17 protein-coding genes are annotated in these 14,960 nt (G+C 50.4%); 8 read left to right on the top strand and 9 right to left on the bottom strand.

What is annotated here, in order from left to right:
- Positions 1 to 103 precede the first annotated feature (103 nt).
- Together ACR8BF_RS07860 and ACR8BF_RS07855 are read right to left on the bottom strand one after the other, a co-directional pair.
- Positions 104 to 3,625 carry a glycosyltransferase gene (locus tag ACR8BF_RS07860; protein ID WP_434745832.1) on the bottom strand — a complete coding sequence of 1,174 codons (3,522 nt, stop codon included), beginning with the start codon at positions 3,623 to 3,625 and terminating at the stop codon, positions 104 to 106.
- Between the two features lie 207 nt (positions 3,626 to 3,832).
- Complete coding sequence (locus ACR8BF_RS07855) at positions 3,833 to 5,038, bottom strand: FliC/FljB family flagellin (RefSeq protein ID WP_179895468.1); 1,206 nt, start codon at positions 5,036 to 5,038, stop codon at positions 3,833 to 3,835.
- A gap of 336 nt (positions 5,039 to 5,374) precedes the next feature.
- Between ACR8BF_RS07855 and fliD the strand changes: the two genes are divergently transcribed.
- The 4 genes from fliD to amyA all read left to right on the top strand — a co-directional run bounded on the left by fliD (position 5,375) and on the right by amyA (position 9,157).
- Positions 5,375 to 6,790: a flagellar filament capping protein FliD gene (fliD, locus tag ACR8BF_RS07850; RefSeq protein WP_434745831.1), complete on the top strand. Its 1,416-nt coding sequence runs from the start codon at positions 5,375 to 5,377 to the stop codon at positions 6,788 to 6,790.
- A gap of 11 nt (positions 6,791 to 6,801) precedes the next feature.
- Positions 6,802 to 7,209, top strand: coding sequence for a flagellar export chaperone FliS (gene fliS, locus ACR8BF_RS07845; protein ID WP_140033302.1), 408 nt, complete (start codon positions 6,802 to 6,804; stop codon positions 7,207 to 7,209).
- The gene (gene fliT / locus ACR8BF_RS07840; RefSeq protein ID WP_179895467.1) at positions 7,209 to 7,574 is read left to right on the top strand and encodes a flagella biosynthesis regulatory protein FliT; all 366 of its coding nucleotides are present in this window, start codon (positions 7,209 to 7,211) and stop codon (positions 7,572 to 7,574) included. The genes fliS and fliT overlap by 1 nt, the downstream gene beginning before the upstream one ends.
- A gap of 101 nt (positions 7,575 to 7,675) precedes the next feature.
- Positions 7,676 to 9,157, top strand: coding sequence for an alpha-amylase (gene amyA / locus ACR8BF_RS07835; protein ID WP_314984234.1), 1,482 nt, complete (start codon positions 7,676 to 7,678; stop codon positions 9,155 to 9,157).
- Positions 9,158 to 9,262: 105 nt separating this feature from the next.
- On the opposite strand, the gene yedD is transcribed toward amyA, so the two are convergent.
- The gene (gene yedD, locus ACR8BF_RS07830; RefSeq protein WP_292992266.1) at positions 9,263 to 9,736 is read right to left on the bottom strand and encodes a lipoprotein YedD; all 474 of its coding nucleotides are present in this window, start codon (positions 9,734 to 9,736) and stop codon (positions 9,263 to 9,265) included.
- A 242-nt stretch (positions 9,737 to 9,978) separates the two neighbouring features.
- Here yedD and ACR8BF_RS07825 point away from each other — a divergent pair, with 242 nt between their 5' ends.
- On the top strand, positions 9,979 to 10,302 hold the full coding sequence (locus tag ACR8BF_RS07825) for a DUF6388 family protein (protein WP_179895464.1): 324 nt from the start codon (positions 9,979 to 9,981) through the stop codon (positions 10,300 to 10,302).
- Positions 10,303 to 10,501: 199 nt separating this feature from the next.
- Here the strand turns inward: ACR8BF_RS07825 and iraP are convergent, their stop codons facing one another.
- Complete coding sequence (iraP, locus tag ACR8BF_RS07820; RefSeq protein ID WP_179895463.1) at positions 10,502 to 10,801, bottom strand: anti-adapter protein IraP; 300 nt, start codon at positions 10,799 to 10,801, stop codon at positions 10,502 to 10,504.
- A gap of 175 nt (positions 10,802 to 10,976) precedes the next feature.
- On the opposite strand from iraP, the gene ACR8BF_RS07815 reads away from it, so the two are divergent.
- Positions 10,977 to 11,216 carry a DinI-like family protein gene (locus ACR8BF_RS07815; protein ID WP_003854508.1) on the top strand — a complete coding sequence of 80 codons (240 nt, stop codon included), beginning with the start codon at positions 10,977 to 10,979 and terminating at the stop codon, positions 11,214 to 11,216.
- A 38-nt stretch (positions 11,217 to 11,254) separates the two neighbouring features.
- Here the strand turns inward: ACR8BF_RS07815 and ACR8BF_RS07810 are convergent, their stop codons facing one another.
- From ACR8BF_RS07810 to ACR8BF_RS07800, 3 genes are all read right to left on the bottom strand, one after another.
- Complete coding sequence (locus ACR8BF_RS07810) at positions 11,255 to 11,521, bottom strand: hypothetical protein (RefSeq protein WP_031593418.1); 267 nt, start codon at positions 11,519 to 11,521, stop codon at positions 11,255 to 11,257.
- Between the two features lie 151 nt (positions 11,522 to 11,672).
- The gene (locus ACR8BF_RS07805) at positions 11,673 to 12,014 is read right to left on the bottom strand and encodes a hypothetical protein (RefSeq protein WP_179895462.1); all 342 of its coding nucleotides are present in this window, start codon (positions 12,012 to 12,014) and stop codon (positions 11,673 to 11,675) included.
- Positions 12,001 to 12,384 carry a hypothetical protein gene (locus ACR8BF_RS07800; protein ID WP_179895461.1) on the bottom strand — a complete coding sequence of 128 codons (384 nt, stop codon included), beginning with the start codon at positions 12,382 to 12,384 and terminating at the stop codon, positions 12,001 to 12,003. Before ACR8BF_RS07800 ends, ACR8BF_RS07805 begins: the two co-directional genes overlap by 14 nt.
- Positions 12,385 to 12,520: 136 nt before the next feature.
- Between ACR8BF_RS07800 and ACR8BF_RS07795 the strand changes: the two genes are divergently transcribed.
- Positions 12,521 to 13,153, top strand: a complete 633-nt coding sequence (locus ACR8BF_RS07795) for a helix-turn-helix domain-containing protein (protein ID WP_179895460.1) — start codon at positions 12,521 to 12,523, stop codon at positions 13,151 to 13,153.
- Positions 13,154 to 13,212: 59 nt separating this feature from the next.
- Here the strand turns inward: ACR8BF_RS07795 and ACR8BF_RS07790 are convergent, their stop codons facing one another.
- The gene (locus ACR8BF_RS07790; RefSeq protein WP_179895459.1) at positions 13,213 to 13,461 is read right to left on the bottom strand and encodes a hypothetical protein; all 249 of its coding nucleotides are present in this window, start codon (positions 13,459 to 13,461) and stop codon (positions 13,213 to 13,215) included.
- A gap of 319 nt (positions 13,462 to 13,780) precedes the next feature.
- On the opposite strand from ACR8BF_RS07790, the gene ACR8BF_RS07785 reads away from it, so the two are divergent.
- Positions 13,781 to 13,981, top strand: a complete 201-nt coding sequence (locus ACR8BF_RS07785) for a hypothetical protein (RefSeq protein WP_090960039.1) — start codon at positions 13,781 to 13,783, stop codon at positions 13,979 to 13,981.
- Between the two features lie 32 nt (positions 13,982 to 14,013).
- On the opposite strand, the gene ACR8BF_RS07780 is transcribed toward ACR8BF_RS07785, so the two are convergent.
- The gene (locus ACR8BF_RS07780; protein WP_314984237.1) at positions 14,014 to 14,907 is read right to left on the bottom strand and encodes a benzoate transporter; all 894 of its coding nucleotides are present in this window, start codon (positions 14,905 to 14,907) and stop codon (positions 14,014 to 14,016) included.
- Between the last annotated feature and the right edge of the window lie 53 nt (positions 14,908 to 14,960).

Raw genomic sequence — 14,960 nt, 5'->3', positions numbered from 1 at the left:
TCCGGCCTGCCAGGTTTATGGAATCACTTAACCGTTCTGCGCTGTGTCGGGCCATCTGACATTTTCATCAGATAGCCTGAAAGGGTAAAGCTACCGACAGGCATCAGGGCTGCCATGCCCTGGCCCACAGACGCAGACTTTCACCGGTCAGCATCCAGTTGCGTCGGATTTCAGCCTGCAATTCCAACCCCATTTTTGCGCTCGCATCTGGATCAGCGAGGTGCATCCGAATAGCATCGCGCCAGTCAATAAACCGGTTATTAACTCTTGTCACCGGAAGATTATCTTCCCGATAACAGGCTACATTGCTGCAGATAACCGGCACGCCACAGGCACCATATTCCAGTAACCTAAGATTGCTTTTACAGGCGTTAAAGATATTGTCTTCAACCGGTGCCAGCGCCAGATCGAGATTGAGTGACGCGAGCGCTGCGGGATAAAGATCCAGGTCAACACCGCTGTGGATTTCATGCACATAAGGCCGGAGTTTATCCGGACACATCCCCATGAAGACCCAGTCCACGTCATTCGAGAATTCCCGAACGACATCGAAAATCATTTCAAGATCGCCACGATGGCTGACCCCACCAGCCCACCCCACGCGAGGTTTTTTACCCTGCTGACGCAGTGAGCGAAGGCTGCCCCAAGCCTCTGAAGGAAGGCGATTTTTCATCACAACGATGTCCGGATGCATATCACGCATCGCGTCGGCCAGTGGCGCGGTTGAGACCACAAAGCGGTCAAAGAAGCTCAGGCTTTTACGTATTAATTTTGCCGTCTCCTGCTTATAAGCGTGACGGCCATGATGTTTCATGGGCAGATTGATGATGTAATCGTCCAGCTCAAACACTTTAAAGACGTTATGAAGTTTACTGACCCGCTCCATCCAGTTATGAAATGCCGGTGCATACCGGCGCTGGATAATCAGGCTATCGGGTCTGAACTGCCCTATTTCACTCAATGTCAGCAGTGTCATGCCGCTTTTTCCCTGCGCAACGCCTTCGGCTATCATCGCTTCAAGCGGTTGCGTAATACGGTAATGTCCGCAACCGTAAATGTCGGCATTATGCGCCAGGAAGGTAGGCAGATTTTCTGCTCTGACCGGCTGCCAGTTAACATCGTCATTCCGTAGTTCGAAGTGACGGCTTCGCATTGAAAGGTTTGGGTTATATGCAGGATCACTGGCGACAACCGGCATCCATTCAGCATAAATTTTATCTTCTTCCAGCTGTTTTAATTTACTGGACGTCTGCACGGTTTCATCCGGGAACGGACTGGTGCGTGCTGCAGGACGATGCAGACGGGCATAAGGTGTCCAGACCGTCAGATAGCCCTGCTCCCGTGCCTTCAGGCACAGATCAACGTCAGCATATAAGCGCTTATCCTGATCAAATCCTCCCAGCTCATCGAATACCGATTTGCGCATCAGCACCAGATCACCCGAAACAGCACTGTAGTTCTGATCGACATTCATGCGCCCAAGATAGTTGGCGTCTTTGTCGTCATTACCTCTGAAAACTTCACCCACTGCACCGTTTACACCGAGAACATAGCCCGCATGCCTGATCTTGTTGTCAGAGGAGAGATGCTTTCCACCCACAGCAAAGACTTCGGGTCGTAGTCCATGATTCAGGAGATTATCGAGCCATTCACCGTCAGTGACCGCCATTTCACAATGCATGAAAAGCAGATAGTCACCTGTGGCCTGCTCAGCGGCGAGATTAGCCATGACACTGTGACTGAATGTGCCGTTAAAGCTCGCCGTTTTTATACGGGCGGGGTCTACGTTACTGATATCCGATAACCATTTGTCCCGCTCAGGCGTACCCTGGTTATCAGAGATGATGATCAACTCATACTGGTGCCAGGAGGTTTTTTCCAGCACGGTCGTTACGCAACTAATCAGCGAGGCGAGATCCCAGTTAGCCAGAATGATGATTGAAACAACCGGCTTATCGGGATGGTTGTATCGCAAACGATAATTGAAGAATTTATCTAATGCCGCCCGTCCATCCGGGTAGCCGCGGTTATGCAAATGCCGCTCAATGATCGCCACATCTTCAAGGATATCTCTGCTTTTCAGGTGGCCTGTTAACAACGGCTCAGCGAGGTGACCAATACCCTCAAACCCCTGTGATTCAATCAGCTTAACAATGAGATCAAACTCTGCTGAAGCAGGATAATCAGCATCCAGTCCTTCCACCGCTAACAGCAGCTCACGCCGGAATAACCAGTGTTGCGCCATCGTTTTGGGCGAACTGAGCAGTAAATCAAGATTAAAATCGGGCCTGAAAGCGGCACCAAGTGGTGCATTATCGATATAAAAAAACTCATCCGCATACAGGGCTAAATATTGGTTTTGAACGAGTAGCATTTTGCTCAATGCGAGCACACCAGAGGTGTGCAGAATACTGGTCGCCTCAAGAAACATGACCCAATGGTCTACTCGTTCATGGATAAGTTGATTGATGACACTGATTCGGCTCTGCTCTGTTGCGGCATAGCATTCAGCGTCCGAGTCAGGCGCTACGTCGAGGGCAACGATAACCGGTTCAAACCGCATGCCTACTGTCGCTGTCTGGCTGATCGATTTTAAAAGTGTATCCAGACCACTAACGGTCTCTTCTGTAACCGTAATCACAACCAGCACGCTAATGGTGTGCGTGTGTGTCGCGGCAAGATCCACCAGCATACTATGCTGTAACGGATTCAGGGTGCGTGAAGCTCTCCAGGTCGCAAGCGTCTCTAAGGTAAAGTTCTTTTGCTGCTCTTCAGAAAGATTTTTAAGGCTAAAAAGATCAGGTCTTTCAGGGGAAGCAACTCGCGCAAGATGCAGTGCATGGTCGATATCTTCAAACCCGCTTTCGTTACGGATTTTTTCATATAAAGCTTCACGCCCGTTTCTGAACACGTCGTCACTTTCACGTTGATGAGGTTGATGTTCAACGTCTGACGCGCGTACGCTACACAGCGGCGTGGCAAACCAGAGAAGGTGGCTGTGGCTTAACTGACTATGAAAAATAACCAGCGCCGGAACCGCCTGCAGTGCCGGGTCGCCCGTAGTCAGCAGTGAATGATCGATGAGGCTGAGGACGAGATCTTCTCTGTAGAACATCGCTGCACTCATTTCCCCCAGCAGGCTGTAAGCTTTCAATGTCTGATTACGCAGCAAATCCTGCCCGTTGATAATGATATTTTCACTGTTGATTGCTGAGGTGGAGATAAGCGCGGGCAACGCTTCGCCCTGAGGTCCGATACGCTCCCGGCGGGACACGGCAACACGGCACGCAGGAAAGGCAGTCAATCCTGACACAAAGGTAGAGACACAGGATGGTTTCAGGAGATCGGCATCTGACAGAAACTTGATATATTTTCCACGCGCCACGTCTACAGCAGCCTGATAAACAGGTGTCGTCGCATCATCGATTTTTATATAACGGAGAATGTGACTGTATTTGGCAAGATAGCCCTGTAGCTTCTGATGAATGAAAGAAGCATCGCTGTAATCAGCGACGATAATTTCGATATGCGGATAATCCTGACTGAGCGCGCTGTCGAGTGCGTTAGTGAACCAGGCTGAAACGCGTGCGGTAATGATGATGCTAACAAGATCATGTTGAGCCATTTTCTCTCTCTCACTGACTCCTCTCAGTCACGAACGACTAAGAGCAGCGCATATTTTCCATAGCATAATCTTTGCACCTCAGTTCAATCGGAGAAGTAAAACAGCAAACAGGGCCTAATCTGCCTGAACGGCTTCAACGTTCAGGTTTTTAGCCAAAAAAAAACCCCGCCGGAGCGGGGTTCTGATTGCGTTGCTAAGTGGAACTTATTAGCCCTGCAGCAGAGACAGAACCTGCTGTGGAACCTGGTTAGCTTTTGCCAACACGGAGTTACCAGCCTGCTGTACGATCTGCGCTTTAGACATGTTTGAAACTTCAGTTGCGTAATCAGCATCCTGGATACGAGACTGTGCAGCTGACAGGTTAGTCGTGGTGTTGCTCAGGTTAGTCACGGCTGAGTTCAGACGGTTCTGAATCGCACCCAGTGAAGAACGGAACTTATCCACGCTTGCAATCGCGTCATCCAGTTTAGCCAGTGGATTAGCTGATGCACCAGTGGTCAGGCTGGACAGGCTCATGTTAGTGGTGTCCAGTTTGAATGCTGCGGTGCCAGCAGTGGTTGCTGTATCAGCAGACTGTGGATCAACCGCTACGAAGAAGCTTTTCGCGCCGGCTGCGCCGCTGGCGATATCAAAGCCATTCGCTTTCAGGTTGTTAGTTTCAGCATCGCTGCCTGAAGTCACAGTGACTTTAGCGAACATTTTGCCGTTGTCATCTTTATAGACGGTGCCGGTATCTACAGCAACACCTGAAGTTGCCACACCCAGACGGGTAGAGAGTGCATTAGCAGTAGATTCAGCAACAGTCGCGCCAGTTACGTTGGTAGTTGAACCGTAAGCTGCCTTGAATTCAGTTGCGCCAGCTGCAGTTGGGGTGCCTGCAGGACCGTTGACGTTGAAGCTATCCAGACCCAGAGTTTTAGAGTCGATTTTCTTCAGGTCGATAGTGATGGTTTCGCCGTCGTTTGCGCCAACCTGGATGTTCATTTTGCCGTCTTTAGCCAGCACGTTCACGCCGTTGAACTGAGTCTGACCAGAAACGCGGTCAATCTCGTCCAGACGTGATTTGATTTCGTCCTGGATTGAAGATTTGTCAGAATCTGAGTTAGTACCGCTTGAAGCCTGTACAGTCAACTCACGGATACGCTGTAAGTTGTTGTTGATTTCTGACAGCGCGCCTTCAGTAGTCTGCGCAGCAGAAATACCGTCGTTAGCGTTACGAGCAGCCTGAGTCAGGCCCTTGATGTTAGAGGTGAAACGGTTGGCAATTGCCTGACCAGCAGCGTCATCTTTCGCGCTGTTGATACGTAAACCAGAAGACAGACGCTCCATTGAAGTAGACAGAGCTGACTGGTTCTTGTTGATGTTGTTCTGAGTGATCAGCGAGAGGCTGTTGGTATTAATGACTTGGGCCATGATGAATTTTCCTGTTAATCAAGTCTTTCGGTTAAGGTGTGGGCTTCAACCCGCCGGCTTCAGCGCCGTCAAAGTTGTTATCGTCTGCCGTTTAACAACCTTTAGAATTTTTTTAGTACCAGGCGAATTTTTCTGCTTCAACCTGTCACGTTTTAAGTTATCGCCACCCGTCCGAACTTCTTTAGACTTAATTCATTAATTTTCTAGCCGCTGAATTACCCTTCTCTATAGTGCCTATTTACCTCATTACCCTAAGGCAAATAACCTTAAACTTTCCTTATTCAAGGCCGATAACCCAGGTATCAATTTCTCTGTCGACCTTATAAAGGAATTAACATGGCTAGTATAAGCAATCTCGGTGTCGGTTCCGGCCTGCCACTCAGTACCATGCTTGACAGTTTGACCACCGCTGAAAAAGCGTCGCTCACACCGATTTCAAAACAGCAGTCGGCTTACACGTCCAAGCTCAGTGCCTATGCCACGCTGAAAAGTTCACTGACAACTTTTCAGACCGCGAACACCAAGCTGAACAGTGCTGACCTGTTTACTGCTACGACCGCAAACAGCAGTTCGACGGCATTCAGTGCCACTACCTCTGGCAGCAGCACCGTGGCCGGCAAATATGCCATTAACGTCACACAGCTGGCACAGGCGCAGGTTCTGACCTCAGGAGTACAGAGTAGCAACACTGCCGCACTGGGCGACAGCTCGGTAGCCAGCCGCAGCATCGCAATTACCTTAAAAGATGGCACCAGCAAAAGCGTGACGCTTTCCAGCGATCAGACTTCGCTGGCTGGCATGCGTGACGCGATTAATGGTGCGAATGCAGGCATCACCGCCAGCATCATTAAGGTGTCGGATGGTAGCTTTCGCCTCTCCATGAGCGCCAATAAAACCGGCAGCGACAATGCGGTGGCAACCATCGCCGTCACCGGCGACAGCACGCTGCAGGGGGTTATAGGCTTTGACGCCAGCGCCAGCAGTAATGTGATGACAGAAAGCGTACCGGCGCAGAATGCCCAGCTCACGGTTAACAACGTGGCCATTGAGAACAGCAGCAACCAGATTAGTGATGCGCTGGAAGGCATTACCTTAAACCTGAATGCTCTGACGGGCGGTAATCAGACGCTGACCATTACCAAAGACACCTCAAAAGCGTCAGGCGCTGTCAGTGCCTGGGTAGATGCGTATAACACATTGCTGGATCAGTTCAATACCCTGACCAAATTCACCAAAGTCGATACCAATAGCGATGCACAGGACTCCAGCAATGGTGCCCTGCTGGGTGACAGCACATTGCGCACGATTGAAACGCAGCTGAAAAGCATGCTGACCAATGCGCAGAGCACATCTACTTTTAAGTCATTGAGTCAGATTGGTGTTAACACCGATCCTACCACCGGGTCTTTGAAACTGGACTCCACTAAGCTGAGCACCGCACTGGATAAAGATGCTGCGGGCGTAAAAGCGATGATCGTGGGTGACGGTAAAACCGGCATCGCCGCTAAAATTGACAGCAAACTCACTGACTGGCTGGCATCTAAAGGCATTGTTCAGGCTGCCACCGATGGCGTCAGCAAGACACTGAATACCTTAACTGCGCTCTATAACACCACCAGCGATCGCATTGATGCGGATATCGCACGTTACAAGACACAGTTTACTCAGCTGGATATGGCCATCAGTAAACTCAATTCGACCAGCACGTATCTGACGCAGCAGTTTGACACGTCCGATTCATCTAAAAAATAACAGGAGTGTCCATGTATAGCGCTACAGGCACCAAAGCCTATGCAAAAATTGGCGTCGAAAGCGCCGTCATGAGCGCCACCCAGCAGCAGCTGGTTGGAATGCTGTTCGACGGCGCACTGAGCGCGTTAATTCGCGCCCGCTTGTTTATGCAGGATGGCAATATTGAAGGCAAAGGCAGCTCCATCTCCAAAGCAATCAATATTATCGAAGCAGGCCTGAAAGAGGGCCTGGCTGAAAACCGTGGTGATGAACTGGCAGATAATCTGCTGGATCTTTACAACTACATGACCCGTCGCCTGCTGCATGCCAACCTGCACAATGATGTTGCTGCAGTTGAGGAGGTCGAAGGCCTGCTGCGCAATATCGCGGACGCGTGGAAAGAAGTAGTTCAATCTCCCCTGATTCAGGACGCCGTTTAATGACCACTGCACCGCATCTGATTACCGTTTACCACAAGTTACTCGATCTCAGCCATGGAATGCTGCGCCATGCAGAACAAGGCGAATGGGATGAATTGATCAGCAGGGAGATGGAGTATGTCAGTGCGGTGCAGAACTTAGCCGAATCGACAGATGCTGTGTCGCCATCATCACAGACGCAGGAGCAATTACGCCCGGTGCTGCGCCGTATTCTGGATAATGAATGCGAAGTGAAACGTCTGCTGCAGGCGCGGATGGATGAGCTGGCCTCGCTGGTAGGCCAGAACACCCGACAGAAATCGGTGATGTCCGCCTATAGCAGTCAGGGCGGCTTAGTCATGGTGCCGCGCGAAACGCTCTCCTGATACCCTCCTCTGCCACGCCGCCAGATTTATTTCTCTGCGCGGCGTCTCTTTTCTGCCGCTTACTCCATACTTGATTTTCATCATCCCCTGGAGTGTGGTACATGCAAAACCCAACGTTATTACAGTTTTTCCATTGGTATTACCCGGATGGCAGCAAACTGTGGCCGGAAGTCGCCGATCGCGCGGCCTGGCTCAGCGAAATCGGTATCACGATGGCGTGGTTGCCACCGTGCTACAAAGGGGGTTCGGGGGGCTATTCTGTCGGCTACGACAGCTACGATTTGTTTGACCTGGGGGAGTTTGATCAGAAAGGCGGCGTTGCCACTAAATATGGCGATAAAAAGCAGTTACTGGCAGCCACCGAAGCGCTGCGCAGTCACAACGTTGGGGTACTGCTGGATGTGGTGCTGAACCACAAGATGGGCGCTGACGAGAAAGAGACGATCAGTGTTAACCGGGTCAACCCGGATAACCGCGACGAAATTTACGACGAGGTCGTCGAGTGCGAGGCCTGGACGAAATTCACCTTTCCGGCCCGCGCCGGGGAATATTCGAAATTTGTCTGGGACCACAAATGCTTTAGCGGCGTAGACCACATCGAAAATCCGGATGAAAACGGCGTATTTAAAATCATTAACGACTACACCGCCGAAGGCTGGAACGATCAGGTCGATAACGAGCTGGGCAACTTCGACTATCTGATGGGTGCCAACATCGATTTCCGCAACAACGCGGTCAGGGAAGAGCTGAAGTTCTGGGCGCGCTGGGTCATGGAACAGGTGCCCTGCACCGGCTTTCGTCTGGATGCGGTAAAACATATTCCGGCCTGGTTTTACAAAGAGTGGATCGAGCATATTCAGGAGGTCGCTGAGGAGCCGATGTTCATCGTCGCAGAATACTGGTCGTTTGAAACCGAGAAGCTGCAGGAGTATGTGCATCAGGTGGAAGGCAAAACCATGCTGTTCGATGCGCCACTGCACATGAACTTCCATCAGGCCTCAACCGCGGGCAGCGCCTACGATATGAGCCAGATTTTTGCTAACTCGCTGGTCGTGGCTGATCCATGGCATGCCGTAACGATCGTGGCTAACCACGACACTCAGCCGCTTCAGTCGCTGGAAGCGCCGGTTGAAGCCTGGTTTAAACCGCTGGCCTATGCACTGATCCTGCTGCGTGAACAGGGCGTGCCGACCATTTTCTATCCCGATCTGTTCGGGGCTACCTATGAAGATGAAGGCGGCGACGGCGAGAAACACAAAATTGAAATGCCGGTGATCCCGGAACTGGAAGGGTTAATCCGGGCGCGCCAGCAATATGGCTGGGGCGTACAGACCGACTATTTCGATCATCCCAACTGCGTGGCGTTCAGCCGCAGCGGCACTGAAACACAACCAGGCTGTGTCGTCATCATGTCAAACGGTGATGCGGGCGAGAAAAGCGTGCCGATGGGTGAAGGTTTTGCCGGCAAGGTCTGGCGCGATCACCTGGGGAATTGTGAAGAGACGATTACCGCCGACGAGCACGGCACCGCGGTATTTGTCTGTAACGGTGGCAGCGTCAGCGTCTGGGTTGTTGCTGACTAAGCGCGTTCCAGAAGCATTGACGTTATAAAAATGAAAAACCGCCCCGGCAGGCATGAGCGTGAAGTGCGCTCTGCCCGGCCGGGGCGGTTTTGTTATGGACAATAGTTACGATTTCGCGTTGTTTTCAGTAATCGGTGTGCGCAGCAGTTGCGGTTCGATGTTCTGAATCACGGCGGCTTTGGGCTGCTTCCTGACTTCTTCCAGCGCCTGCTGACACTCGACGGTCGGACGCGCCACTTTACGCAGGGTCATCCGGTCGTAGCGCAGTTCACCATTATCCACCACCAGCGGCATGACCCGCAGCTGGCGTGTCACATTGACATAATCACCGCTCAGGCGAGTCAGCTTGCCCGGCTTCGCGATGACCCGCATCCACTGACGGCAATCCAGGGTGCTGCCATCCGCATTAATAATCACACTGGCCATCGCCTTCTCGTTGATCAGGCTGCTCTGTGGGCCGACAGTTTGCCAGGTTCCCTGCAGATCGGCGGGTGCCGGTGTCTGCACCGCGTTTTCATAATCGTTGATTTGCGCACAGCCACCCAGTGCCATCGCGGCAATCAGCATCCACTTTTTCATGTTTAATCCCTAAGATCACGTCAATGGCGGCTACGTTATAATTTTTCCACCGCGTTACGCAAGATATCCGGGTGTTAAACACCCGGGAGAATCTGATTGCAGCAGATTTTAACCGGCAGCGAAATCAGCGGTAACGGTTCTGAACGGCAAATGGCTGGCGGTTTAGGTTCTTTGCCACGCCTGACAAGCGGAAGACAACCCGTTACACTGGCGCGCTGCAACAGACTTTAAGGAATATGAATATGAAAACGCCAGAAGCGTACTATGCCCAGGCTCGCGAGATGTTTTTTACCGCGCATCCCGACTTTCAGTCTGCACTGGATGAATTAACCGAAAGTGATGCCCGTGCCGCCAACCTGTCCCTGCGACAGCTGCGCGAATGGCATGCCGAACGCATCTATGCGGCTTTTTTGCGGCAGAAAAATCTGGATGGGATGATTTTCTCTATTCAGCTGGCTGAGCCGGATAAAGCGGTGGCGGCTGACGCAATTGAGACCTATCTCAAATCTCATGCTGAGTCGCTGGGGATGAGCTGGGAAGAGTTTTGCATCAAAAATGAGCTGTAATCCGCACAGGGCAGAAGGTGCCTGTTACAAACACCTTCTGCCAGTCTTAACATGGCGGATAAAATTGTACAAAATACAGAAAACTGTATAAATTCAGATCACGACTCAGGTCGTGATTTTCCTGAACGAATAGTGCGCTTGCACTGCCTCTGGAGATGTTGCTGGATTTCCACCTCCAGAGGCGAATTTTTTCCCTGCTCTACTCTCTTTCTTCCGTAGCTTTACCCTTCACTTCGACATAACTTGCGACGGCCAGCAGACGATTAATGTGCGTCAGCAGCAGGTCAACATCAGATTGTAAAAACTCAGTGGATGATTGCGAAGCGGTCACAATGGCATCCTGCACCGTTTCTGAAATGGTCAGTGAGTTGTCCTGTTTCGCCTGCACCAGCAGCGCTGCAACCAGCAGGGATTGCGCTTCTAACTGCGCCGTCAATTCTTTCGCATCGACGTCCATCTTTGCCAGTTTTAGCAGAATATCAATTACCAGTTGTCGCATCGCGGACCTCCTGAAAAGTAAGCCGCCATTATGTCGCGATGCATGCATATTTTGCTAGTCGAAGATCGCGGTTTACGCGACATAAAATTTTACGCGAAATCAGGCGCGCCACCTTGCTACTGTTTTTATTTACAGTATTATATCTCAGCGATTTTGCCCTGAATGGATTGCCATCATGTTTGTTGAGTTAATTTATGACAAGCGCAACGTTGCCGGTTTACCAGGTGCGCGCGAGATGATTCGTGAGGAACTGGAAAAACGGGTGCATCGGGTGTTTCCTGACATTGAAGTTAAGGTTAAGCCGATGGAACGTAACGCGATAGATACGGATCTGAGTAAGAACGATAAAGCGACAGTTGCGCGGATTGTTGAAGAGATGTTCGACGAAGCGGAGATGTGGCTGGTGGCCGATTAATCCCTTAACGGCCACCACATCAGTTAGCGGGAGATGACTTAACTCTCCTGCTCACTGTGATTAATTTCAATCTCGATGTCCTGAATCGCGGCATCCAGATCTTCCAGCAGCTTACCCTGCTTATTAAGCAATGCATCGATTCGGTCGGCATTGGTCTTATCTTTATACTCACCGGCATCAAACGCCAACCACTGGCTGGAAAGGGTTTCGGTGTTGGTCTGAGCATAGTGACGCATCTCTTTTAGCTGAGAAGTCACGTCACGCAGATATTCAGTTTTGGTCTTGGTTTCTGTTGAATCGCTCATGCTAAATTTCCTTCTGGTCATTTATCCAAAGTGAGTAGGCTTAGCGGTTCATCAACCGGCCAATCAGCGGGCCTGCATTCAGGTACAAAATGTTGCCCGGAGATTTAAAACTAGTCGATAATAGCGAAGCCGCACTAAGAATAATCGGAAGTTACGGTTTCTGGCCGGGTTTTGCCGCCGTCTGCCTGCCTTCGATGACTACCTCTTTAACTTTATTCAGCGTTTTATCGGCGGTACTATCCGGTATCACATCAAGCTTATGCTGCAGTGTGGTGACTTTTTCTGTCAGCACATCAACCCTTTCATCACGTCGTGCCGCTATTGCCCGGTAATCCGCACGAATCTCCTCAACCCGCTTGTTTGCGGTGTTACTGACATAAAGAAAAATAATTGTCATCAGGATACAAATCATCGAACAACTCAGCATAATGCAGCCGATGATCACTTTGCGCCGGTATGGCAGGGATTCTTTGCCGCTATTAATCATTACCATTGCTGCGATCCTCCAGAGTTGAGATAAGCCGATCGACTTCATTACGAAATTTATCGTTCTGATCGGTTTCTGTCATTGCCAGTAAAATCCCTACCGCATTCTTGATTAACCGAAGATCGGTTTCCAGTGTCGAAATACGACGCAGGTTCTTGTCGTGCCGTTCGCGTAATTCATCGTTCTCCTCCCGTATCATGAGGTTGCTCTCTTTCAGCAACACCACCTGCTCTTTGTAGCTGGTAATAATTTCGCCGCCGGCTCGATTACTGGTCACGATTGACGCGATTCCCGCCAATAATGGTTTCCAGAACAGTGCTGCTGCCCCCCCACCCAGAACTAACGCACCCATACTGGTAATCAGACTACTTTCCATGCCACACCCCTTTTTACGGTAAGGTCTCTGGAACTTACTGCGTGCTGCTTAGCCACGTCCCCCGCATGAAATTTAAGATTGCTTAAATACCAGGCTTAAGTATACTTAAGTCATTCTCAACCAAAAAGTCAAGCTTATGAAAAACGAAACGCTGGGTGACCGCATCCGACTCCGACGTAAATCACTGCAGTTAACGCAGAAGCAATTGGCACAACAGGTAAAAGTGTCCCATGTGGCCATTTCTCAATGGGAAAAAGAGGAGACGCTGCCGCGTGGTGAGAACCTGCTGCGGCTCGCCGAAGCGCTGGGATGCACACCGGCTTTTCTGATAGATGGGGATGGACCTGTTTTCAGCGAAAGCGCCTGGAGTGGCATGCACCAGATCCCACTGCTTGCACAGCGCGACGTGCCGCAATGGCTGAGTGAAGCCAGTTCCGTCCGGCATGAACTGCTGATGCACAACGACATGGCGCTTTCGCAGCAGAGCTTTGCATTCCGGGTAGAAGAACAGGCGATGACGCCCGCGATTCTGCGTAACGATGTGGTGATTATCGATCCCAGGCAGGCACCTCAGCCCGGCGACTGCGTGCTGGCATTGCAGCAACAGGTCGTACTGCTTCGCACCTGGCGTCAGCGCGGCAGCGAAAATGGCGTCATGCAGTTTGAACTTGCACCGGTCAATATCAATTTCCCTGAGCTACATTCAAGCCGGGATAGCCTGAAGCTGCTGGGTACGCTGGTAGAGCTACGCCGCTATCGCCAGCCATAAAAAAACCCGCCGGACGCGGGTTCACTTTTTCATTGTACAACAGTGGCCTGGCCGAACAGTTACAGGGCGTCGGTCAGTTGATCCACCACGACTTTGCCCTGCAGATCGGTCTGCATAATGCGGTAATTAACCGGCCATGAGCGGCGGGTACTCAGTTTATCGAACAGGGTTACACCGCCTTTTTTAACACCCTGGCGGTTTACAATAATCCATTCGGTGACCTCTTCCTGACCACGATTTCTCAGGCTCAGCGAGCGTTGTTCAATTAACTGATCTTCAGCTTCAATCTTTAAATGGTCTCTTAACATAATTTCTATCTCCTGGTAACGCTGGTCACTATATTCCTTTTGCTAATCCGTTCAATCGAATTTATTTATCGATGTAGTTATCGACGGGAATGTGACCTGCCGCAAGCGACATGACAGGTTTGTCCATTACTGCATCAGTGATTCCCGGTTAGCATGAACCTGCTGTACACACCCAAACATCGAAAAATGACGTGTTCAGTATGAGAGAAACTCCGATTAGCCCGCCTCTGGCGGGCTTTTTTTTCATCTTTAATCCGTTGCGCATGCGGGATGCCAGTGCTGGTCTAGACTTAAGGGACTGGATTAAAAGGAGTGAAGTATGTTTAAGCACAATACGAATGAAGAACGTAAGAAAGAAGGTGATGTCAGCAAAAGCTTGCCGGAAGCCGCGCCACATGCCGGTAATGCTTATGAGGAAGATGATCACCCCGCCACTGATGCCCCAAAGGATCATGGCGAAGTGCCGCGGAAAAATGATGACAGCCAGGATGACAAAAAAGATCCCTACAAAGCAAGCTGATGTGCGAGAGGCGCGCCCGATGGGCGCGCTGGTCAGTGTGATGATTTAATGAGGTCTGTAAGCTGATGCTGATGTTCAACCAGCCAGGCAGGAAAATATTCTGATGTGACCGGCACTATCTCCATCTTTCGCGGACGGTTCCAGATATCAATATTGTTCTCAACGCACCGCCGGATGTGATCCGGGTTGTTGAATTCAGGGCAGTTATGTTCGGTATGAGAAATCGACGCCATTTTTTCACTGATGCGCTCATCGCTCATGACCCAGGAAAAATGCCATCCTCCCTCTTTAATGACCTTTGTCCGGACATTGAGCCACTTCCGGCGCCACCAGCTTTCGCGTATTGGGGTACCCCGGCGCTTAACGTTACGCAGCAATTCCGGTTGCCCCATAAAAAAGGTACGCAGGGTTTTAAAGGTCACCATTTTTGCCAGTGTGGCACAGCGCGGTGTGCCATCGTCATTTAAAACCCGGACATTAAATTTAAAATTAAAATATTGCTGATGCAACGTTGTGCAAAGATGACGTCTGCTGAAGGCTTTAATCGCTTCGGGCCGGGGAATTTCATCGACGTCTGATACAATAATAATATCATCATCCTGCGCGCCAGCCAGTCCCTGCATAATCTGATTGCGTGCAGTGGATTCATTTTCCCAGGGGTCTGTCTCGCCCGCTTTAACCAGAGAGCTATTCGATTTAAACGCCTGTTGATAAAACACAGGCGCAATATCGTTAACGACATAAATAATTTTGTCGCGAAAACGATCGAACTTCTCAATATCAAAATGAAGCTTTTCCCGACGTTTTCCGGTAAAGGTATAGCGTGATTCCACAATCACAAACCGGTCAACAACATGCTCAAGCGTGTTCAGACGCATTTCAAGCAGGATATCTTCGTCATAGTATAAGAAACAGTCATAAATCATAATAATCAGAGGTACTTAAGAAGAAAAATTTCATTGGCAGACCTCTGTACATC

The organism is Candidatus Pantoea rara (assembly GCF_051136265.1).
In the GTDB taxonomy this organism is placed as follows: domain Bacteria; phylum Pseudomonadota; class Gammaproteobacteria; order Enterobacterales; family Enterobacteriaceae; genus Pantoea; species Pantoea rara.
Note: the sequence above shows the minus strand (reverse complement) of the source record. Positions and strands in the feature narration are given on the sequence as shown.

What these genes read in the sequence shown, in the direction of transcription:
- ACR8BF_RS07860 (WP_434745832.1), bottom strand. Translation starts at nt 3,625, where the DNA reads ATGGCTCAACATGATCTTGTTAGCATCATCATTACCGCACGCGTTTCA.
- ACR8BF_RS07855 (WP_179895468.1), bottom strand. Translation starts at nt 5,038, where the DNA reads ATGGCCCAAGTCATTAATACCAACAGCCTCTCGCTGATCACTCAGAAC.
- fliD (WP_434745831.1), top strand. Translation starts at nt 5,375, where the DNA reads ATGGCTAGTATAAGCAATCTCGGTGTCGGTTCCGGCCTGCCACTCAGT.
- fliS (WP_140033302.1), top strand. Translation starts at nt 6,802, where the DNA reads ATGTATAGCGCTACAGGCACCAAAGCCTATGCAAAAATTGGCGTCGAA.
- fliT (WP_179895467.1), top strand. Translation starts at nt 7,209, where the DNA reads ATGACCACTGCACCGCATCTGATTACCGTTTACCACAAGTTACTCGAT.
- amyA (WP_314984234.1), top strand. Translation starts at nt 7,676, where the DNA reads ATGCAAAACCCAACGTTATTACAGTTTTTCCATTGGTATTACCCGGAT.
- yedD (WP_292992266.1), bottom strand. Translation starts at nt 9,736, where the DNA reads ATGAAAAAGTGGATGCTGATTGCCGCGATGGCACTGGGTGGCTGTGCG.
- ACR8BF_RS07825 (WP_179895464.1), top strand. Translation starts at nt 9,979, where the DNA reads ATGAAAACGCCAGAAGCGTACTATGCCCAGGCTCGCGAGATGTTTTTT.
- iraP (WP_179895463.1), bottom strand. Translation starts at nt 10,801, where the DNA reads ATGCGACAACTGGTAATTGATATTCTGCTAAAACTGGCAAAGATGGAC.
- ACR8BF_RS07815 (WP_003854508.1), top strand. Translation starts at nt 10,977, where the DNA reads ATGTTTGTTGAGTTAATTTATGACAAGCGCAACGTTGCCGGTTTACCA.
- ACR8BF_RS07810 (WP_031593418.1), bottom strand. Translation starts at nt 11,521, where the DNA reads ATGAGCGATTCAACAGAAACCAAGACCAAAACTGAATATCTGCGTGAC.
- ACR8BF_RS07805 (WP_179895462.1), bottom strand. Translation starts at nt 12,014, where the DNA reads ATGGTAATGATTAATAGCGGCAAAGAATCCCTGCCATACCGGCGCAAA.
- ACR8BF_RS07800 (WP_179895461.1), bottom strand. Translation starts at nt 12,384, where the DNA reads ATGGAAAGTAGTCTGATTACCAGTATGGGTGCGTTAGTTCTGGGTGGG.
- ACR8BF_RS07795 (WP_179895460.1), top strand. Translation starts at nt 12,521, where the DNA reads ATGAAAAACGAAACGCTGGGTGACCGCATCCGACTCCGACGTAAATCA.
- ACR8BF_RS07790 (WP_179895459.1), bottom strand. Translation starts at nt 13,461, where the DNA reads ATGTTAAGAGACCATTTAAAGATTGAAGCTGAAGATCAGTTAATTGAA.
- ACR8BF_RS07785 (WP_090960039.1), top strand. Translation starts at nt 13,781, where the DNA reads ATGTTTAAGCACAATACGAATGAAGAACGTAAGAAAGAAGGTGATGTC.
- ACR8BF_RS07780 (WP_314984237.1), bottom strand. Translation starts at nt 14,907, where the DNA reads ATGATTTATGACTGTTTCTTATACTATGACGAAGATATCCTGCTTGAA.